At 64.7% G+C, this 20,960-nt stretch carries 17 protein-coding genes; 6 read left to right on the forward strand and 11 right to left on the reverse strand.

What is annotated here, in order from left to right:
- Positions 1-51: 51 nt before the first annotated feature.
- Positions 52-1,164 carry a DNA topoisomerase IB gene (locus ABWW33_RS26925; RefSeq protein ID WP_353404506.1) on the reverse strand — a complete coding sequence of 371 codons (1,113 nt, stop codon included), beginning with the start codon at positions 1,162-1,164 and terminating at the stop codon, positions 52-54.
- A gap of 73 nt (positions 1,165-1,237) precedes the next feature.
- A complete protein-coding gene (locus tag ABWW33_RS26930) occupies positions 1,238-1,465 on the reverse strand; it encodes a hypothetical protein (protein WP_176651114.1) in 228 nt (75 codons plus the stop codon).
- A gap of 135 nt (positions 1,466-1,600) precedes the next feature.
- Here ABWW33_RS26930 and ABWW33_RS26935 point away from each other — a divergent pair, with 135 nt between their 5' ends.
- The 6 genes from ABWW33_RS26935 (at position 1,601) to urtE (ending at position 8,255) form a co-directional block, all read left to right on the forward strand.
- Entirely contained in the window at positions 1,601-2,728 is a 1,128-nt protein-coding gene (locus ABWW33_RS26935; protein ID WP_353404508.1) for a porin, read from the forward strand.
- Between the two features lie 77 nt (positions 2,729-2,805).
- Positions 2,806-4,005, forward strand: a complete 1,200-nt coding sequence (gene urtA, locus ABWW33_RS26940; protein WP_353404588.1) for an urea ABC transporter substrate-binding protein — start codon at positions 2,806-2,808, stop codon at positions 4,003-4,005.
- A gap of 95 nt (positions 4,006-4,100) precedes the next feature.
- On the forward strand, positions 4,101-5,666 hold the full coding sequence (urtB, locus tag ABWW33_RS26945) for an urea ABC transporter permease subunit UrtB (protein WP_353404590.1): 1,566 nt from the start codon (positions 4,101-4,103) through the stop codon (positions 5,664-5,666).
- Positions 5,663-6,745: an urea ABC transporter permease subunit UrtC gene (gene urtC, locus ABWW33_RS26950; protein ID WP_353404510.1), complete on the forward strand. Its 1,083-nt coding sequence runs from the start codon at positions 5,663-5,665 to the stop codon at positions 6,743-6,745. Before urtB ends, urtC begins: the two co-directional genes overlap by 4 nt.
- Entirely contained in the window at positions 6,742-7,551 is an 810-nt protein-coding gene (gene urtD, locus ABWW33_RS26955; RefSeq protein WP_176651111.1) for an urea ABC transporter ATP-binding protein UrtD, read from the forward strand. Before urtC ends, urtD begins: the two co-directional genes overlap by 4 nt.
- Positions 7,552-7,556: 5 nt before the next feature.
- Complete coding sequence (gene urtE, locus ABWW33_RS26960; RefSeq protein ID WP_353404512.1) at positions 7,557-8,255, forward strand: urea ABC transporter ATP-binding subunit UrtE; 699 nt, start codon at positions 7,557-7,559, stop codon at positions 8,253-8,255.
- On the opposite strand, the gene ABWW33_RS26965 is transcribed toward urtE, so the two are convergent.
- From ABWW33_RS26965 to ABWW33_RS27005, 9 genes are all read right to left on the reverse strand, one after another.
- Positions 8,252-8,986, reverse strand: a complete 735-nt coding sequence (locus tag ABWW33_RS26965) for a substrate-binding periplasmic protein (RefSeq protein WP_353404514.1) — start codon at positions 8,984-8,986, stop codon at positions 8,252-8,254. The genes urtE and ABWW33_RS26965 overlap by 4 nt on opposite strands.
- 127 nt (positions 8,987-9,113) lie before the next feature.
- Positions 9,114-10,397, reverse strand: a complete 1,284-nt coding sequence (locus tag ABWW33_RS26970) for a DUF445 domain-containing protein (protein WP_353404515.1) — start codon at positions 10,395-10,397, stop codon at positions 9,114-9,116.
- A gap of 25 nt (positions 10,398-10,422) precedes the next feature.
- Positions 10,423-11,328: a response regulator gene (locus tag ABWW33_RS26975; protein WP_353404516.1), complete on the reverse strand. Its 906-nt coding sequence runs from the start codon at positions 11,326-11,328 to the stop codon at positions 10,423-10,425.
- A complete protein-coding gene (locus tag ABWW33_RS26980; protein WP_353404518.1) occupies positions 11,312-14,707 on the reverse strand; it encodes a hybrid sensor histidine kinase/response regulator in 3,396 nt (1,131 codons plus the stop codon). Before ABWW33_RS26980 ends, ABWW33_RS26975 begins: the two co-directional genes overlap by 17 nt.
- 69 nt (positions 14,708-14,776) lie before the next feature.
- A complete protein-coding gene (locus ABWW33_RS26985) occupies positions 14,777-15,448 on the reverse strand; it encodes a flagellar brake protein (protein WP_176651104.1) in 672 nt (223 codons plus the stop codon).
- 227 nt (positions 15,449-15,675) lie between these two features.
- Positions 15,676-16,425: a pseudouridine synthase gene (locus ABWW33_RS26990; protein ID WP_008449305.1), complete on the reverse strand. Its 750-nt coding sequence runs from the start codon at positions 16,423-16,425 to the stop codon at positions 15,676-15,678.
- A gap of 30 nt (positions 16,426-16,455) precedes the next feature.
- On the reverse strand, positions 16,456-19,038 hold the full coding sequence (locus tag ABWW33_RS26995; protein WP_353404520.1) for a [protein-PII] uridylyltransferase: 2,583 nt from the start codon (positions 19,036-19,038) through the stop codon (positions 16,456-16,458).
- A 6-nt stretch (positions 19,039-19,044) separates the two neighbouring features.
- Positions 19,045-19,881, reverse strand: coding sequence for a type I methionyl aminopeptidase (gene map, locus ABWW33_RS27000; protein ID WP_353404521.1), 837 nt, complete (start codon positions 19,879-19,881; stop codon positions 19,045-19,047).
- A 138-nt stretch (positions 19,882-20,019) separates the two neighbouring features.
- Positions 20,020-20,913, reverse strand: a complete 894-nt coding sequence (locus ABWW33_RS27005) for an MHFG family PEP-CTERM protein (protein WP_353404523.1) — start codon at positions 20,911-20,913, stop codon at positions 20,020-20,022.
- Positions 20,914-20,960 lie beyond the last annotated feature (47 nt).

Here is a 20,960-nt window from a genome sequence, read left to right on the forward strand (position 1 = left end):
CGGCTGTTCGGTCGGGGGCGAAAACTCGCCGGAGCTAAATTCTACTCCTATTTACCTGGCCGGGGCCGTTTGCAGACGGTGCTGCAACAACGCCAGCACCGCCGCCTCTTCGGGCCGCAGCGCGTGCACGTCGTGCTGCAGCTCCTCGCGCGCGCGGCGGCGCAGCGCCTTCAGCATGGTGCCGTTGAGGTAGGACTCGATCACCGCCGGATGCACATAGCATTTGCGGCAGATGGTCGGCGTGTTGCCCAGCTTTTTGGCCACCGCTTCGATCGCCTGCACCACGTTCTTCTTGGCCTGCGCCTGGGAGTCGTATTTTTCGTATTCATGCAGCGCCACCGCCGCCAGCACCGTGCCGGACCAGGTGCGGAAGTCCTTGGCGGTGTAGTCCTCGCCGGCGATGGATTGCAGGTATTCGTTGACGTCGGCCGAGCCGATGCTGTGCGGGTTGCCGTCGTCGTCGACATACTGGAACAGCTCCTGCCCGGGAAGGTCGCGCACGCGGCGGATGATGGCGGCCAGCCGCCGGTCCTCCACCTTGACCGCATGGTGCACGCCGCTCTTGCCGCGAAAACGGAACTCGACGGTGCCTCCGTCCAGCCGCACATGGCGGTCGCGCAGCGTGGTCAGTCCGAAGGATTTGTTCTCGCGCGCATACTCCTCGTTCCCTATCCTCATCATCGTCGCTTCCAGCAGGTGGATCACGGTGGCCAGCATCTTCTCGCGCGGCAGCCCGGGCAGCCGCAGCGCGGCATCGACCGCGCTGCGGATCGCAGGCAGCGCCTTGCCAAAGCTGAGCAGGCGTTCATACTTGGAGTCGTCGCGGTGCGCGCGCCAGCGCGGATGATAGCGGTACTGCTTGCGGCCGCGCGCATCGCGCCCCGTCGCCTGCAGATGGCCCAGCGGCTGGCGGCAGATCCACACGTCGGTCCATGCGGGCGGGATCATCAGCGACTTGATGCGCGCCAGCGTGTCGGCATCGGTGACGGCGTGGCCGTCGGCGTCGACGTAGTGGAAATGCTTGCCCCGTTTGCGGCGGGCATAGCCCGGCTGGTCGTCGTGGACGTAGCGCAGCCCGGCCGACCTGGCGGCGGCGGGAGCATTGGACGGGGCGGGGGCGGCGGTGCCGGCCGGACCGGCCGCCGCTGGCATATCGCGCTTCATCGCTATCCTTGTGGGGCAGATTATCGGGAATCGTACCCGCCGGTCCGCAGCGACGTTGTGCGCTAGCGCACGCTTATTCCAAACGCTTCAGGCGCTGGCCGACGATGCCCCACCGGCAGGCTTCGCCGTCGACGGTGCCGGTCAACGCCCAGCCGGTGCCGATCTTCTCGACGCCGATCTCGCACTCCAGTTCCTTGGCCAGTTTCTCAGCCCAGCCGCGCGCCGCGCCCTGGCCCTTGAACAGCTCATTGCCCTCGTAGATCACGGTGGCGTCGAATACAGGGGCGGCAAAGATGGTCATGGTGGTATTCCGAAAAAGTAAGCCGTTATTGTGCCACCAAATTGTGCCGTCGGCGCCACTACGTCATTCAACGTATTCCTTGCCGCTTGTCTGCTAGCTAATCTTGCAACATCCAAAACCAAGAGGGAGAGCAAGATGGGGTTGAAAAAGGGAGTGCTGCTGGCGGCAGCGGCGGTGGCGGCGGTCGGCGGGCTGGGTGAGGCGCAGGCGGGTGCCACGATCAATTTTGGTGAAGACAAGTCGGTCAGCGTCGGTTTCGGCATGCGCGAGAGCTTCACCAGCGCGGAAAACGGCGCGCCGAACGGCACCGACCGTTCCAGCGACTTCAATCTGGATTCGGCGCGGCTGTTCTTCGGCGCCTCGCTGAACAAGAACATCAAGGGCATGCTCAACACCGAGTGGGACGGCGACAAGATCCGCATCCTCGACGCGGCGGGGCAGTTCGCCATTTCGCCTGAGCTCAACATCTGGGCCGGCCGCCTGCTGTCGCCGTCCGACCGCGCCAACATGGCGGGGCCTTACTACTCGCTGGGCGGCGGCTACTGGGCCGGCGTGGCTTCGCGCTACGGCTACAACGGCGGCATCTTCCGCGGCCGCGACGACGGCGTGGTCGTCTGGGGCAATGCGGGCGAGGGCGGCAAGCTGGGTTATTCGTTCGGCGCCTTCGAAGGCCACACCTTCGGCATCGGTTCGCTGACGCAGTCGCAGGCCAAGGCGGCAGGCGTCAAGGCCGACGACTCGCTGATGTACGCGGGCCGCGTGCAGTACGACTTCTGGGACGCGGAACCGGGCTACTACGGCACCGGCAACTACATCGGCGGCGCCGACATCCTGGCCATCGGCGTCGCAGGGCGCTACCAGAAGGACGGCATCCTGACCATCGCCAAAAACGGCAAGTACAGCGCCTACAACGTCGACTTCCTGCTGGAGAAGCGTATCAAGGGCTCGGGCGCCTTTGCCGTGGAGGCGGCCTGGTACGACTACGACACCGACGACATCATCAAGTCCGAACAGGGCAAGGCATATTCCGCGGGCGCCTCGTTCATCTTCGAGGACAAGGTCGGCTGGGGCAAGTTCCAGCCATTCGCGCGCTGGCAGAAGTTCAGCGCCGACACCGACATCGACACCAGGCAGATCGACGCCGGCGTGAACTACATCATCGACGGCTACAACGCGCAGATCAGTGCCGTGTACTCGAAGACCAAGGTCACCAAGGCCGCCGACCTGGACAAGTTCTCGGTCACCTTGCAGCTGCAATTCTAACTTTCACAGGGAGCTATCACATGCAAAATCGTCGCAACTTCATCGGCACCTTGAGCCGCATCGCCGCAGCCGCCACCATGCTGGCCTCGGGCGTGAATGTTTACGCCGCCGACACCATCAAGGTCGGCATCCTGCACTCGCTGTCGGGCACGATGGCGATTTCCGAGACCTCGCTGAAAGACGTGGCCTTGATGACCATCGACGAAATCAACGCCAAGGGCGGCGTGATGGGCAAGAAGCTGGAAGCGGTGGTGGTCGATCCGGCCTCCAACTGGCCGCTGTTCGCCGAGAAGGCGCGCGGCCTGATCGCGCAGGACAAGGTGTCCGTGGTGTTCGGCTGCTGGACGTCGGTGTCGCGCAAATCGGTGCTGCCGGTGTTCAAGGAGTTGAACAGCCTGCTGTTCTACCCGGTGCAGTACGAGGGTGAGGAACTGGAGAAGAACGTGTTCTACACCGGCGCGGCGCCCAACCAGCAGGCGATACCAGCGGTGGAGTACCTGATGAGCAAGGAGGGCGGCGGCGCCAAGCGCTTCGTGCTGCTGGGGACCGACTACGTCTATCCGCGCACCACCAACAAGATCCTGCGCGCCTACCTGAAGAGCAAGGGCGTGAAGGACAGCGACATCGACGAGGTCTACACGCCGTTCGGCCATTCGGACTACCAGACCATCGTCGCCAATATCAAGAAGTTCTCGGCCGGCGGCAAGACGGCGGTGATCTCGACCATCAACGGCGATTCCAACGTGCCGTTCTATAAGGAGCTGGGCAACGCCGGCCTGAAGGCGACCGACGTGCCGGTGGTGGCATTCTCGGTCGGCGAGGAAGAACTGCGCGGCGTGGACACCAAGCCGTTGCTGGGCCACCTCGCGGCATGGAACTACTTCGAGTCGGTGAAGAATCCGGTGAACACAGAGTTTATCAAGAAGTGGAAGGCCTACGCGGTCGCCAAGAAACTGCCGAACGCGAACACGGTCGTGACCAACGACCCGATGGAAGCGACCTACGTGGGCATCCACATGTGGGCGCAGGCGGTGGAAAAGGCCAAGTCGACCGACACCGACAAGGTGATCGCGGCGATGGCGGGGCAGACCTTCAAGGCGCCGTCGGGCTTCACGCTGACGATGGACCCGACCAACCACCACTTGCACAAGCCGGTGTTCATCGGCGAGATCCGTCCGGACGGCCAGTTCAGCGTCGTATGGAAGACGCCGGGCCCGGTGCGCGCCAATCCTTGGAGCCCGTACATCCCGGGTAACGAAGGCAAGCAGAAGCTGTAAGCGGCAGGGCCGGCGCAGCGCGGCAGCCGCATCCCGCGCCGCCTGCCGCCGGCCCGCATCACCTGAGGATAAGCATCTTGAAAAAACTCCTGCTCATGGCCTGCCTGTTGTTGTCAGGCGCCTTGTCCGGCGCGGCACACGCCACCATCGATCCCGCCCTGCTGGCGCCACTGGCGGGCGATGACCCGGACGCCCGCATCGAAGCGATCGTCAAGATCGGCGCGCTCGCCAACGACGACGCCACGCGCCTGCTGACGGCGCTGAAGAACGACGCGCTCTACACCACAGCCGACGGCCGCATCTACATCGTCACCGACGACAAGGCCTACAATCCCGCCACCGGCATGACCGGTCCGCTGCCCGAGGGCCTGGACGGCCTGATGGTCAACAACCGCCTGCGCGGCGCCGCCGACGATGCGCTGTCCGCGCTGAAGCTGTTCTCGCCGGACCGCGCGTTGCGGCTGGCGGCGGCGACCGAGCTGCAAAAGAGCGTCACGCTGGTACAGGCTCCGCTGGTGGAGAAAGCCCTGGCCAAGGAGCAGGACGCCGACATCCGCCCCGTGCTGCAACTGGTCGTGGCCACCGCCAACCTGCAATCGCCGGACGGCATCCGCCGCAAGGCCGCCGTCGAGGCGCTGGCCGAGAGCAGCAACGCCAACCTGCGCCCGCTGCTGCAATCGATGCTGGCCGCCGAGCCGGACGAAGGCGTGCGCGTGGCCGTCGCCCACACCTTGCAGGCGCTCGACAGCCGCCTGGCGCGCACCGAATTTATCGGCAACGTCTTCTACGGCATCTCGCTGGCCAGCGTGCTGCTGCTGACGGCATTGGGCTTGGCGATCACCTTCGGCCTGATGGGCATCATCAACATGGCGCACGGCGAACTGCTGATGATAGGCGCCTACACCACCTATCTGTGCCAGCTCGGCTTCCGCAACTACTTCCCGTCGGCGCTGGATTGCTACCTGATCGCCGCATTGCCGGCCGCGTTCCTGGTCACGGCGGCCGTCGGCATCGCGCTGGAGCGCACCGTGATCCGCTGGCTGTACGGCCGTCCGCTGGAAACGCTGCTGGCCACCTGGGGCATCAGCCTGATACTGATGCAGGCGGTGCGCACCATCTTCGGCGCGCAGAACGTCGAGGTGGCCAATCCGTCGTGGATGTCCGGCGGCGTGACGGTGCTGGGATCGCTGGTGCTGGCGTATAACCGCATCGTCATCATCGTGTTCGCGCTGTTCGTGGTGGGCGGCGTCTGGCTGATCCTGAACAAGACCCGGCTCGGACTGTTCGTGCGCGCAGTGATGCAGAACCGCCGCATGGCCGGCTGCGTCGGCGTATCGACCGCGAAGATCGACATGATGACCTTCGGCCTCGGCTCCGGCATCGCGGGCTTGGGCGGGGTGGCCTTGTCGCAGCTGGGTAACGTCGGACCGGACCTGGGCCAGAGTTATATCGTCGACTCCTTCATGGTCGTGGTGCTGGGCGGAGTCGGCCAGTTGGCAGGCACCATCATCGCCGCGCTGGGGCTGGGCGAAGCGAACAAATTCCTGGAGCCGGTGGCGGGCGCGGTGCTGGCCAAGATCGCCATCCTGGTCTTCATCATCATGTTCATCCAGAAGCGGCCGCAGGGTCTGTTCGCCATGAAAGGCAGGAGCGCCGAATGACTCATCCATCCTTGTTTTCTCGCCGGGCGTGGAGCGGCATCGCCGCCTGTTGCGCGGTGCTGGCGGCGCTGCCGCTGCTCAATCTCGCCTTCCCGGACGGCCACGCGCTGCACGTGCCGAGCTACATGGTCAGCCTGGTCGGCAAATTCATGTGCTACGCGCTGGCCGCGCTGGCGCTCGACATGGTGTGGGGCTACGCCGGCATCCTGTCGCTGGGCCACGGCGTTTTCTTCGCGCTGGGGGCCTACGCGCACGGCATGTACCTGATGCGCGCCATCGGCAGGGAGGGCGTGTACCAGAGCGACCTGCCGGACTTCATGGTCTTCCTCGACTGGAAAACCTATCCGTGGTTCTGGAGCGCGACCGACAGCTTCTGGTACAGCCTCGCGCTGGTGGTGCTGGTGCCGGGCGTGCTGGCCTTCGTGTTCGGTTTCTTCGCCTTCCGTTCCCGCATCAAGGGCGTGTACTTTTCGATCATCACGCAGGCGATGACGTATGCCTTCATGCTGCTGTTCTTCCGCAATAACACCGGCTTTGGCGGCAACAACGGCTTCACCGACTTCAAGCGGATACTGGGCTACTCGATCAGCGCGCCCGGCACCAAGGCCACGCTGTACCTGGTCACGCTGGCGGCGCTGGCCGGCTCGCTGCTGCTGTGCCGCTGGATCGTCCAGTCCAAGCTGGGCCGCGTGCTGCAGGCGGTGCGCGATTCGGAGTCGCGGCTGATGTTCATCGGCTATAACCCGCTGTGGTTCAAGCTGTTCGTGTGGACGCTGTCGGCGGTGCTGTGCGGGATCGCCGGCGCGCTGTACGTGCCGCAGGTGGGCATCATCAACCCGTCCGAGATGTCGCCGGCGAACTCGATCGAGATGGTGATCTGGGCGGCGGTCGGCGGGCGCGGCACGCTGCTGGGACCCATCATCGGCGCGTTCTCGGTCAGCGGCTTGAAGAGCTGGTTCACCGGCGCCTTCCCCAACCTGTGGCTGTTCGCGCTGGGACTGATCTTCATCCTGGTGACGCGCTATCTGCCGCAAGGCATAGCGGGACTGGCGGCGCGGCTGCGCAAGGAGCAGGCATGAGTGCCAACGAACATCTGAACATATCGTCAGGCCGGGTTTCGGAGCCGGGACTGGACACCACGCACGGCGCCATCCTGTATCTGGAGGAGATCACCGTGTCGTTCGACGGCTTCCGCGCGCTGAATAAACTGAGCCTGGATATCTCGGTCGGCGAGCTGCGTTGCATCATCGGGCCGAACGGCGCCGGCAAGACGACGATGATGGACGTCATCACCGGCAAGACGCGGCCGACCTCCGGCACCGCGTTCTTCGGCCAGACCATGGACCTGAGCCGCATGACCGAGTATCAGATCGCGCACGCCGGCATCGGCCGCAAGTTCCAGCGTCCGACCATCTTCGAGCAGCACACAGTGTTCGAAAACCTGGAGCTGGCGATGAAGACCGACAAGCGCGTGCGGCCGACGCTGTTCGCGCGACTGTCGTCCGAGCAGCGGGGCAAGATCGACGAGATCCTCAAGCTGATACGGCTGAACGGCAGCGAGCGGCGGCTGGCGGGGCTGCTGTCGCACGGGCAGAAGCAATGGCTGGAGATCGGCATGCTGCTGATGCAGGAGCCGCAGCTGATCCTGCTGGACGAGCCGGTGGCCGGCATGTCGGACGCCGAGACGGCGCGCACGGCGGAGCTGCTGAATGAATTGCGCGGCAAGCACTCGATCATGGTGGTGGAGCACGACATGGCCTTCGTCACCGAGATCGCGCAGCAGGGCGTGGTGACGGTGCTGCACGAAGGCTCGGTGCTGGCGCAGGGCACGATGTCGCAAGTGCAGTCCGACGAGCGGGTGATTGAAGTCTATCTGGGGCGCTGAAAAATATGCTGCAAGTTGAAAAAATCAACCAGTACTACGGTTCCTCGCACACCTTGCGTGGCGTATCGCTGGAGCTGGAACGGGGCAAGTGCATGGCACTGCTGGGCCGCAACGGTGTCGGCAAGACCACCTTGCTCAAGTGTCTGATGGGCGTGCTGCCGGTATCGGCCGGCACGGTCAGGCTGGAGGGGCGCGACATCACGCGCATGGCGCCGCACCAGCGGGCGCGGTCCGGCATTGCCTATGTGCCGCAGGGTAGGGAGATCTTCGCGCGGCTGACGGTGGAGGAAAATCTGTTGATGGGGCTCGCCACCCACAGCGGCAGAAAGGCGTCCACCATCAAGGGCGAGGTGTACGAGCTGTTCCCGGTGCTGAAGGACATGCTGCACCGGCGCGGCGGCGACCTGTCCGGCGGCCAGCAGCAGCAACTGGCGATCGCTCGCGCGCTGCTGGCTGAACCCAAGCTGATCATCCTTGACGAGCCGACCGAAGGCATCCAGCCGTCGATCATCAAGGACATCGGCAACGTGATCCGGCTGCTGCGCCAGCGCGGCGACATGGCGATACTGCTGTGCGAACAGTACTTCGATTTCGCCCACGAGCTGGCGGACCAGTTCATCGTGCTGTCGCGCGGCGAGGTGGTGGCCTCCGGCGCCCAGGCCGCGATGAACGACCCTGACGTCAAGCGCCACCTGGCGGTCTAGTGAGTCTTGAAGAAGCCGCGGGCGATGTTGTCGATTTCGCCGGTGCGCTTCATCTGGTAGATGATGGTGTCGAACTGCCTGACGAAGTCTGACTTGTACGTGAACTTGCCGTTGTCGCGGTCCGTGAAGCCGAGGAAGCCTTGCTCCACCGCGATGACGGTCGCTTCGGCCAGTTCGGCGTGGGCGCCGCCTTCGTCGTATTTGCCTTCGGCCTTGAGCTGGTTGAGCGTCCACTGGATCGAGACGCGGTCGTTGATGTAACAATCGATGCGTTTCATGCCCAGCTTGAGAATGTTGGTGGCGCTGTCCTTGCCTTCCTCCACGCGCAGGCTGCCGGCGCGTACCGCCTTCTCGAAGGCCTCGCCGCCGACGATGAAGCCGGCGTTGTTGCCTATCGTGAGGCCGTAAAAATCCTCCGGCCAGCGCTTGCGCGGCTTGGCCGCCAGCACATCCTTGCGGCAGACTGCGGCCACGCGCTCCTCGTACAGCGGCAGCGAGTATGGCCAGGTCCACGGTTCGTCCTTGGTGTTCAGGTAGGGCGGATACAGCGCGAAGCCGGCGCCCGACCGGATCAGCGCCATGCCGCGCTTCCAGGGCACGGCCTGCACGTCGATCTTGTAGCCGCGCATGCGGGCGAAGGCGGCGCGGACGATTTCGTAATACAGGCCGGCGGGCTTGCCGTCTTTTTCGTAGGAGTAGGGCGGATAGCCGGCGTCGGCGTAGATCGTCACCGGAATATCGGCGGCCCGCGCGGACGCAGCGCATATAGCGAGGAATACGAAGGTAAGACGGAATTTGGTCACGCCGACGGCCCGTATCGTTAATTGGAAGTCAAACGGTTCAATCCTAACATGAGAGTCAGTAGTGCAGCCAGGCGCCGGCCATCCCCATCACCTGCGAGCTCGCATACAACAACAGCCCGATCAAGCCTCCCACCAGCGTTCCGTTGACGCGGATGAACTGCAGGTCCTTGCCGATGTTGAGTTCAATCTGGCGTGACATGTCCTTTTCGTCCCAGGCTTTGACGGTGTCGCTGATATGGCGCGTCAGGAAGCGCGAGAAGGCCGGCGCCAGTGTCTGGGCCATGGAGGCCAGGTGCTGGTTGAGCGAGGCGCGCATCTCGGGGTGGCTTAGCAGCTCCTCGCTGAGCCACTGGCTGGCTTTGACGATGCCGTCGTTGAGTTTGGAGTGCTCGGTTTCGATGTCGTTCTTTACCCACGTCCGCACGCCGATCCACAAATCCTTGATGTAGGTGTTGAAGACGTCGCCGTCGCGCAGGTAGCGCTTGAGGTCCTCGCCCTTGGCGATGAAGGCGGGATCGGACTGGAGGCGGACCACGAAGTGCCGCACCATGTCGTCGAAGCGGACGCGCAGCTTGTGCCCCTTGTCCGCCGCGATGTTTTCCATGATGTTGTTCAAGGTGTTGGCGATCATGACGGCGCCGTTTTCGCTGAGCCAGGAGGTCGGCAGCACCAGTTCCATGGCGGCGTGTTCGCGCTTGAGCCAGGCCGCGATCAGGCCGGCGATCAGCTCGCGGCTGGACGGCTTGTTCATCATCGCGATCAGCGCCGCGATGCCGTCGTCGAGCAGTTCCTGGTGGCGGCCGTCCTTCGTCAGTCCATCGAGCAGGCCGCCCAGCGCCTGCGACAGCTCCAGCTTGTCGACGGCCGCGTCGAGGGCGTCGCGCAGCAGCTTCTGGATGCTGGCGTCGTCCGCCATCGACAGCATTTCCGGCACCAGCTTGATCAGGTACGAGGACAGGAAGCGGCGGTTCTCCGGCCGTTCCAGCCATTGCGCGACATTGGTGGCGGGATCGTTTTTCAGTATGACCTCGGCCAGCGCCTCGGGCTTGAGGAACTTGTCCTCGACGAAGCCGGCAAGGTTGTCGGCGATTTTGTTCTTGTTATTGGGGATGATGCTGGTATGGCGCGAGATGAACGGGATGGGCACCTTGCGGAACAGCGCCACCACCGCGAACCAGTCGGCCAGCGCGCCGACCATCGCCGCCTCGGACACGGCGCGCACGCCATCGACCCAGAAGCCGCGCGGCAGCAGGGACGTGATGATGAAGACGGCCGTCGCCGCCGCCAGCAGCGCCAGCGCCAGCCGCTTGGATTGCCGTAGTTCGTGTTCTTTGGTCATCCATCAAGTGTAAGCCAAATCGCAATCAGGCGAGTTTCGCCAGCGCGACGGAGGCTGCTGAGGTGCGGGTTTCCACGCCCAGTTTGACGAACACGTGTTCCAGATGCTTGTTGACCGTGCGCGGGCTGGTGCCGAGGATGTCGCCGATGTCGCGGTTGGTCTTGCCCTTGATGACCCAGTTCAGTACCTCCGATTCGCGCTGCGTCAGCTTGAAGGACGCCATCAGCTTTTCGATTTGCGCGGCGTCCGATTCCTCGCGGAGCACGATCATCCACTGCGCGTTTTCGCTGAACTCCGCCGCCGAGAAGATCAGCCGCCGTGCCCCGCGTATCAGCGCCAGCGGCGGGTGCGACTGGCCCTGGCTGTGCGCGGCCTGCGTCGCTTCCAGCCACGGCGCCAGTTCGCCGTCGACCGCGTAGCCCTGCATCAGCGTGCGCGCAAGCGGGGTTTGCCAGACGATCTTGCCATCGCGCGGCGTCATCGCGATGACGGCGTTGCCAAAGGCGTCCAGCGCGCTGCGGGCCTGGTCCATCAGCTGCGCCGTCTGCATGTGGGCGGCGATCCGCGCCAGCACCTCGCTGGTGCGCAGCGGCTTGGTGACGTAGTCGTTGCCGCCGGCGGCAAACGCCGCCACCACGTGTTCGGCTTCGGTCAGACCCGTCATGAAGACCACCGGGATCTGCTTCGTCGCCAGGCTGGCCTTGAGCCGGCGGCAGGTTTCGAAGCCGTCCATGCCGGGCATGATGGCGTCCAGCAGGATGATGTCCGGTTGCGCCTCGGCGGCGCGCTGCAGGGCCGCTTCGCCGTTGTTGGCGACGAGGACCGTGAAGCCTGATTCGTCCAGCGCGTCGTGCAGCACGGCCAGGTTCTCCGGAACGTCGTCCACCACCAGGACGATATTGCCGCGCGCGGGTTCAATGTTGAAGTTCATCGCTCTTGTTCCTCAGGACGAAATCGGCCATCGCATCCAGCTGGAAGCGAGCCGCGAAATTGCGCATGGTTTGCGTGAAGTGCAGGTAGCGCGCGTCGAGCGCGCTGATTTCATCGAGCTTGTTCTGGATGCCGCGCACGTAGCCGATGCGTATCAGTTCATTCAGCGCTTCCAGGTGCGCGGCCGGCGGAAACACCAGCTGCGCCAGTTCCGGCGCGGCGGCCGCCACCTCGATGCCGATGCCCGGCTGCGTGATCCATTCCAGCGTCAGCCGCCGGCCTATCCAGTCCAGCAGCTCGGCCACGTTGACCGGCTTGACGATGAAGTCCGCCGCCGTGATGCCGGCCGCGTTCTCCATGCCCTTGTCGAAGGCGTTGGCCGAGACGATGGCGATCGGCACCGTGGACAGCTGCCGGCGGCGCAGGATGTAGCTCGCTTCCCAGCCGTCCATGGCCGGCATCGCGAGGTCCATCAGGATCAGGTCCGGCTGGAACGACGCGTGCAGGTCCAGGCATTCGAGGCCCGATTCGGCCAGCGCCACGTCGAAGCCCAGTGGCGCCAGTATGTTGAGCAGCATCTCGCGGTCGACCCGCTCGTTGTCCACCACCAGGATGCGGCGGCGCGGGCCGCGATAGCCGGTGCGCTGGCGCTCGGGCTGCTCCAGTTCCTTCAGTTCCCTGCCGGAGACGTGCACGCTGGGCAGGAACAAGCGGATGTGGAACACGCTGCCTTGCCCGGGCAAGGTACGGATATTCAGTTCGCCGCCCATCAGCTGCGTCAGCATCTTGGAGATCGGCAGTCCGAGGCCGGTGCCGCTGGCGTTGGCGTGCGCGCTGGCGCTGCCGCGCGAGAACGGCTCGAAGATGTGGTCGATCTCCTCCTGCAGGATGCCGGGGCCGGTGTCCTCGATCTCGAACGAGGCCATCTCGCGCGCGTACTGCAGCCGCAGCACGATGCCGCCGCTGCTGGTGAACTTGACGGCGTTGCCGAGGATGTTGATGAGGATTTGCCCCAGCCGCTTGCGGTCGGCGCGCACGATGCGCGGCAGCGCGCCGGTCAGCTCGTAGCGGAAGCTCAGCCCCTTGTTGGCCGCCTGCAGTTCGAACATGCGCACGATCTGGCCGATGAAGTCGGGGAAGTTCAGCTCCTTCATGTCGAAGTTGAACTTGCCGCCTTCGATGCGGGCGATGTCCAGCGTGCCCTCGATCAGCGACAGCAGGTGCTCGCCGCTGCTGCGGATCACGCGGATCGCCTGCTGGCGGTGCTCGGGGATGGACGGATCGTTGTCCAGCAGTTGCGCGTAGCCCAGTATCGAATTGAGCGGCGTGCGGATCTCGTGGCTGATGCCGGCGATGTAGCGGCTCTTGGCCTGGTTGGCCTGGTCGGCGGTCTTCTTGGCCTGCTGCAGCTGGGCGTCGGTCTGGCCGTGCAGTTCGATCTCGCGCGTCAGCAGGCCGGTCTGGCGGTTCGATTCCTCCTGCGCCACGCGGCGGCTTTCGCTGGTCAGCACCAGCCACCAGGCGACGATGCCGCTGGTGAGCAGCAGCGCCGCGAAGATCTTGAAGAACACCAGCTGCAGCTGCGGCAGCAGCGCCGCGTCGCCGGCCGGCAGCACCGATTGCTCATGGTAGTAGATCAGGCCGAGCAGCGCGCCGAGGAACAGCACGGTGACTATCATCAGCAGCAGGTAATGTCCCAGCCCGCTGCTCAGGTAGCGCGCCAGCGACTGCGGCAGCAGCGCGCGCATCGCGTCCTGCCATTGCGCCGACACCTTGGCGTGCGGCTTGCAGACGTCGTTGCAGCGCGCGTCGAGGCAGCAGCACAGCGAGCAGATCGAACCCTGGTAGGCCGGGCAGTGCGCCATGTCCTCCGACTCGTATTCCTTTTCACAGATCACGCAGGTCTTGCTGTGCACGTGTTCCTGCTTGCGGGCGATGTAGTACTTGCCTTTGGTCGCCACGGCGATCAGCGGCGAGGCCACCAGCGCCGTCAGCAGCGCGATGAAGGCGGAGAAGGCCTGCGCCTGCTGGCCGAACAAGCCCATGAAGGCCGCCACCGACAAGGCCGACGCCAGCAGCATGGCGCCGACGCCGACCGGATTGATGTCGTACAAATACGCGCGACGGAATTCGATGCCCTTGGGGCTCAGGCCCAGCGGCTTGTTGATGACCAGGTCGGCCACGACGGCCGTGATCCACGAGATGGCGATGTTCGAATACAGGCCCAGCACCTGGTCCAGCGCCTGGAACACGTCCAGCTCCATCAGCAGCACGGCGATCAGCGCGTTGAACACGGCCCACACCACGCGGCCCGGATGGCTGTGCGTCAGCCGCGCGAAGAAGTTCGACCACGCCAGCGAGCCGGCATAGGCGTTGGTCATGTTGATCTTCACCTGCGAGATGACCACCAGCAGCGCCGTCGCCAGCAGCGCGACCTGCGGCGAGGCGAACACCTGGCCGAAGCCGGCCAGGTACATCTGCGTCGGGTTGACGGCCTGCTCCAGCGGCACGGCGCTGCTGATCGCCAGGAAGGCCAGCAGCGCGCCGCCCAGCATCTTGGCGATGCCGAGCAGGATCCAGCCCGGCCCCGCGACCAGCACGCCCAGGTGCCAGCGCAGGCGGTTGGCGGCGGTCTTCTCCGGCATGAAGCGCAGGAAGTCGACCTGCTCGCCGATCTGCGTGATGAGCGCCACGCCGACCGCCGTGGCGGCGCCGAACATCAGCACGTTGAAGTGGCCGTTCTGGCCGGAGCGGCCGGCGTAGGCCAGCAGCTGCGCCGGCAGTTCCGGCTGCTTCTGCAGGATGGCGATGAAGGGCAGGGCCATCAGCACCAGCCACACCGGCTGCGTCAGCATCTGGATGCGGCTGATCAGGGTGACGCCGTGGGTCACCAGCGGTATCACCACCAGCGCGCTGGCCATGTAGCCGAGGTAGAGCGGCAGGTGGAAGTACAGCTCCAGCGCATAGGCCATGATGGCCGCCTCCAGCGCGAACAGGATGAAGGTGAACGAGGCGTAGACGAACGACGATATCGTCGAGCCGATGTAGCCGAAGCCGGCACCGCGCGTCAGCAGGTCCATGTCGACGCCGTACTTGGCGGCGTAGTAGCTGATCGGCAGGCCGGTCAGGAAGATGATCAGGCCGACCGCCATGATGGCCCACAGCGCGTTGATGAAGCCGTAGTTGACGGTGATGGTGCCGCCTATCGCTTCCAGCACCAGGAACGAGATCGCGCCGAACGCGGTGTTCGAGACGCGGAACACCGACCATTTGCGGAACGCGCGCGGCGTGTAGCGCAGCGCGTAGTCCTCGATGGTTTCGTTGGCCACCCAGGTGTTGTAGTCGCGCCGGATCTTGACGATGCGCTGTGTTGTAGTCATGCCGGGCCCATAAAAAAAAGCAGCTGTGTAAGCTGCTTTTTAAGCAATTTATGTGCCGGACCAGGGGGGCTAGCGCTGCTTGCTGGTGCTGAGCTTGTCCAGCAGGCGCGCCAGTTCTTCCTGCATCACCGGCGACAGGTTGATGAACTGGCAGCCGATCTGCACCTGCTCGCCCAGCAGGAAGGAGCGGAAGGTGCGCGACAGCCGCACTTCCAGATCGGCGATCATCACCGAATCGGGGCCCAGCTCGAGCCGCACGCGCTGCAGCTTGCGGCCCACGTACAGGCCCTGGCAATCGCGCGGCGGCGCCCGCATGCCGACGCCGCCGGCCGAGAAGTCGTACAGCTGCAGCTCGTAGGGCTTGCCGTTCAACACGAACGAGGCCATGTAGTAGATGCCCAGCGGCGTTTCCAGCCGGGTCGACGAGCGGCGGTTCAGCACCAGGCACTTGGTCGGGAAGTCCAGCGGGATCAAGGTCGGTTCGTCCGGCTGCGACGCCCAGTCCGGCGACGTCAGCTTGAACTGCACCTTGGCCGAGCGCAGCCAGGCGACAAAGGTGGCCTCGCCGGGCGGGATGACCTCGCCCTCGTTGAGTTCCAGCACGAAGTAGGGATTTTCCGGGTCGACCGACTTGATGCGTGCCATCACCACATTGGTGGAGCTGGCGGGATAAATGGAGATCGGATCGCCGTTGTCGGAGAGCAGGGTCAATGAATCACCGATATCATGCTCGTCGGTCATGTCATGTGGCTTCGAACCCGCCGGTATTGGTTCCACAGCATCTTTTAGGCTGGGAGGGCCGCGGCGAAATTCATTTGGTATGGGATCGTTCACGACGGCATATCTCTTTGATAATGACTTCTACAATGCGAGGTCGATCTACACAGTTTACAATTTATTCGCGCTCTTGGCTTGCTAAATGGCAAGAATATTTCAGTAAATGTGCATTCTTTTCCACGATGTCCAGGTCAGAACTGCTCTTCCGGCCGCAAATAGCGCCACTGGCCGACCGGCAGGTCGCCCAGCTTGACTTTGCCGATGCGAACCCGTTTCAAGCCGACAACTTTCAGGCCCACCATGTCGCACATGCGGCGGATCTGGCGTTTCTTGCCTTCGCGCAAGGTGAAGCTGAGCTGGTCGTCGTTTTGCCAGCGCACCTTGGCCGGCAGCAGCGGCTTGCCGTCCATCCACAGGCCATGGTTGAGCTTTTTGAGGTCGCTGTCGGGCAGCTTGCCCGGCTTGGTGTACTCGACGCGCACCAGGTATTCCTTGTCGACGTCGGTGGTTTCGCCGATCAGGTGCTTGGCCACGCGGCCGTCCTGGGTCAGCACCAGCAGGCCGACCGAATCGATGTCCAGGCGGCCGGCCGGCACCAGCGAGCGCAGCTGCGTCGGATGGAAGATTTCCGGCGACGGATCGTCCGGCCAGCGGTTTTCCGGCTTGACCAGCACCACGGCTGGCTGGTAGCCGTCCTCGGCCTGGCCGCTGACGTAGCCCATGGGCTTGTTGATCAGCACCGTCACGCGCTTGGACTGCTCGGCGGCGGCCTGGCGCTCGACGGTGACGCGCTGGCTCGGATAGATCTTGGTGCCGAGTTCGGAGACGACCTGGCCGTCCACCCGTACCCAGCCGCGCGCTATCCACTCGTCAGCCTCGCGGCGCGAGCACAGGCCCAGTTCGGACATGCGTTTGGACAGGCGTAATAATTCTTCTGACATGATGCGTTTTCTATAGAGAGTGAAGCCAGTTTATACCTTGATCGCGTCCAGCAGGTCGGTTTCAAGCTGGATCTGGCTGCGGGCGTTGCTCAGCGTGGCGCCGTCGATCAGGAACACGTCCTCGACGCGCTCGCCCAGGGTCATGATCTTGGCCGTGTGCAGGTTGATCTTGTACTTGGTCAGCACGTTGGCGATCGAGTACAGCAGGCCGGTGCGGTCGTTGGCGGCCACCGACAGCAGGTAGTACTGGCCGCGCTCGTCCGGCCGCAGGTCCACCGTCGGCTGGATGGGGAAGGTGCGCGACAGCCGCGACAGCCGGCCCTTGCCCGGTGCCGGCAGCGGCTCGGGCGTGGTCAGCACGCCGCACAGCTCGTGCTCGATCAGGCTGATGATGTCGCGGTAGCTCTTGGCGAAGTTCTGCTCGGTGACCAGGAAGGTGTCGAGCGCGTAGCCGTGGCGCGTGGTGTGGATCTTCGCGTCGAGGATGCTGAAGTTCTTGCGGTCGAAATAGCTGCAGATGCGCGCGAACAGATCCGGCTGGTCCTTGATATAGACGGCCACCTGCAGGCCTTCGCCGATCGGCGCCAGCCGGCATTTGACCACCGGCTTGTCGCTGGTGAAGCGGTCATACAGCGCGCGCGTCTGCCAGGCGATGTCGGAGGCGTCGTGGCGCAGGAAGTAGGCGACGTCGAGCTGCTTCCAGAACGCTTCGTGCGCGTCCGGCGGCAGGCCGTACAGGCGCAGCGTCGCCAGCGCTTCCTGCTGGCGGTTCTTCAGTTCGTGGTCGGCGCTGTGCGGCTCGCCGCCCAGCACGCGCAGCGTGATGCGGTACAAGTCCTCGAGCAGCTTGGCCTTCCACGCGTTCCACACCTTCGGGCTGGTGCCGCGGATGTCGGCCACCGTCAGCAGGTACAGCGCGGTCAGGTGGCGCTCGTCCTTGACCACCCTGGCGAAGGAGGCGATGACGTCGGGATCGGACAGGTCCTGCTTTTGCGCCACCTGCGACATGGTCAGGTGGTTCTCGACCAGGAACACCGCCAGTTCCGTGTCCTCGTCGCTGAGGCCGTGGTCGCGGCAGAACTGCTCGGTGTCGGCCATGCCCAGCTTCGAGTGGTCGCCGCCGCGGCCCTTGGCGATGTCGTGGAACAGCGCGCCCAGGTACAGCAGCCACGGCTGCGGGAAGTTGGCCATCAGCTGGCTGCAGAACGGGTATTCGTGCGCGTGCTCGGCCATCGAGAAGCGGCGCATGTTGCGCACCACCATCAGGATGTGCTGGTCCACCGTGTAGACGTGGAACAGGTCGTGCTGCATCTGGCCGACGATCTTGCGGAAGTTGGGCAGGTAGCGGCCCAGGATGGACATGTCGTTCATGCGCCGCAGCGCGTGGATGATGCCCACCGGCGCCTGCATGATGCGCAGGAATAGCGCGCGGTTGACCGGATCGGCGCGGAAGGCGGCGTCGATCTTGAAGCGCTCGTGCCACAGCGCGCGCGTGGTGCGCGAACTCATGCCCTTGAGCGACGGCCGCTCGGTCATCAGCACGAAGATCTCCAGCATCGCCGACGGCGTCTTCTCGAACGTGTCGTCGGCGCTGATGTCGATCAGGCCGTTGACGTCGTTGAAGCGCTCGTTGATGCGCACCGCCTCGCCGGATTTCGGGAACAGCCGCTCCTCGATGTTCTGCAGCAGGATGGTGTTGAGCTGGGTGACCGTCTTGGCGGCCCAGTAGTAGCGCTGCATCAGGTATTCGCTGGCGCGGCGCATGTGCACGCCGCTGCCGGTGGCGGTCAGGCCCAGCGATTCGGCGATGGCCGTCTGCACGTCGAACACCAGCCGGTCTTCGCGCCGGCCCGCGTGCAGGTGCAGGCGCACGCGGATATCCTTGAAGGCGCGCTCCTTTTCCATCAGCTGCTTGGCTTCGGTCTGCGTGATCAGGCCGGAAGTGGCCAAGGTGCGCCAGGAATTGGCCAGGCCGGCGGCCTTGACCATCCACAGGATCACCTGCAGGTCGCGCAGGCCGCCCGGGCTTTCCTTGCAGTTCGGCTCCAGGCTGAAGGCGGTGTCCTCGTATTTGGCGTGGCGCTGGCGCATCTCCAGCACCTTGGCGTGGTAGAAGGCGCGCGGGTCCATCGCCGCCGTGTAGCGCGCCTGCAGCTGCGCGAACAGCGGCTCGTCGCCGCAGATGATGCGCGCTTCGAGCAGGCTGGTTTGCACCGTGATGTCGGCCGCCGACTCGGTCAGGCACTCGTCCACCGTGCGGATGCTGTGGCCGATCTCCAGGCCCAGGTCCCACAGCAGCTGCACCAGTTCTTCCAGCTTTTCGGTGGTGGCGGCGTCGGGCGCCTGTTCCAGCAGGATCAGCAGGTCGACGTCGGAGTAGGGGAACAGCTCGCCGCGGCCGTAGCCGCCGACGCCGATCAGGGCGGTGTTGGCCGGCAGCCGGGCTTCATGCCAGGCCGTGGTCAGCACCGCGTCGACGCTCTGGCGCAGACTGCGCAGCAGCTTTTCCGGCATGCCGTCGGCCTGGAAGCCGGCAATGACGACCTGGCGGTCGGCTTTCAGCTGGCGCTTGAGTTGCTCGCGCAGTTCCTTCTTCATCGCGGCGGTCGACATCCGGGCTTACGCCGCGACCGGCGCGGCGTTGGCCGGCGCCGCGCCGGTGATGAACGCCGGCGGCGGCGGGCTGCCGGCCGACAGGGTCAGCACTTCGTAGCCGGTCTCGGTGACCAGGATGGTGTGTTCCCACTGCGCCGACAGGCTGCGGTCCTTGGTCTTGATGGTCCAGCCGTCGCCCATTTCGCGGATTTCGCGCTTGCCGGCGTTGATCATCGGCTCGATGGTGAAGATCATGCCCGGCTTGAGCTCGTCCAGGGTGCCGGGACGGCCGTAGTGCAGCACCTGCGGCTCTTCGTGGAAGATCTTGCCGATGCCGTGGCCGCAGAACTCGCGCACCACGCTGTAGCCGGCTTTTTCCGCGTGCTGCTGGATCACGTGGCCGATGTCGCCCAGGTGCGCGCCCGGCTTGACCTTGGCGATGCCCAGCCACATGCACTCGTAGGTGATGTCGGACAGGCGCTTGGCCATGATCGACGGTTCGCCGATGAAGAACATGCGGCTGTTGTCGCCGTGGTAGCCGTCCTTGATGACGGTGATGTCGAGGTTGACCACGTCGCCGTTCTTGAGCACCTTGTCGCCCGGGATGCCGTGGCAGATGACGTCGTTGACCGAGGTGCAGATGGCTTTCGGGTAGGGCGTGTAGCCCGGCGGGCAGTAGTTCAGCGGCGCCGGGATGGTCCCCTGGACATTGACCATGTATTCGTGGCAAAGGCGATCCAGCTCACCGGTGGTCACGCCGGGCTTGACGAAGGGCGTGATGTAGTCGAGCACTTCGGAGCCCAGGCGGCCGGCCACGCGCATGCCTTCGATATCTTCAGCGGATTTAATGGAGATGGACATAGTGGATCGCAATCAGCAAGGTAAACGGTAAAAACGCAGGCGGCGAGCGGACAGGGTCGGCTCGCGGCGTGCAGTAGGTTGAAATTATAAACGACAGCCGCCTCTTCGCGTGCGGAGATGCACGGTGGGCGGAGCAGCTCAGTCCGGCTGGGAGCCGGCTTGCTTGCGGCGGGCGCGGCGGACGGCGAAGCCGACCAGGCCGAGGCCGGCCAGCAGCATGGCCCAGGTGTCGGCTTCCGGCACTGGCGCCGGGTTGAAGAGCTCGGAGGTATCGTCTATGTCGAACCTTGAATTGTGGCCGGACAGGCGGCCCGCGCGGCCGCGCGGGTCGATATCGTATCCGTCCTCGTCGAACGCCATTTCGACCTCGCTCAGACTGTGGCCGGCTGGGGTGCCGCGGATGCTGGCGATCAGGCGAGCCCGCTTGCCCGCAGCCTCCGTGATAGCATCGAGAAGCCCGGCGGAGTCGCCTACAAGGCTGTATGGGTCGTCCTGTCCGGACGAAGCGTCTGAATGCGCGGCGTCGGCCAGGCCCAGGTCTTTGTCGCCCAAGCTGCCGCCCAGCTCACGCCTGGCCTGGTTGGCCGGGACGAAGTATGGGCGATCACCGGTGTTCTTTGCCACCGCCGCCGGCAGGCGCGAGATACGGCTGACGTTGCCGCAGATCTTGGGTACCAGGATGCAGTGCTTGTCGACGCAATAGACGGCGGCCGGTTCCTGGTGATTTTCCGTCCATTTGCTGCGGGTGACGGTGGCGCACACCGAGGCGGCGCCAAAGTGCATGTCGCGGATCGCCGGGTCGTACTGGCTCTTGCCGCTGATGCTGTCGCGGGTGATGGTGACCATGTCGTCCGGCTGCTGCTCCTCGATGCGGCGGCGCAGCGTGCTGCGCACGGCGGCCGGGATGTCGGTGTAGCGGTCGATGGCGTCGCCGCTGCGGCCCTTGTAGGGATTGACACCGGGGTGGTCCCAGGAGCAAACGGGCTGGGCAGCGGAGGCTGCTGCGAGCGTCACGGCAAGCAGGATGGACATAGGTGATCTTTCAGTAATGGAACACTACTTCTGGTTTAATAGTTATT

Source organism: Duganella hordei, assembly GCF_040369125.1.
GTDB lineage: Bacteria > Pseudomonadota > Gammaproteobacteria > Burkholderiales > Burkholderiaceae_D > Rugamonas > Rugamonas hordei.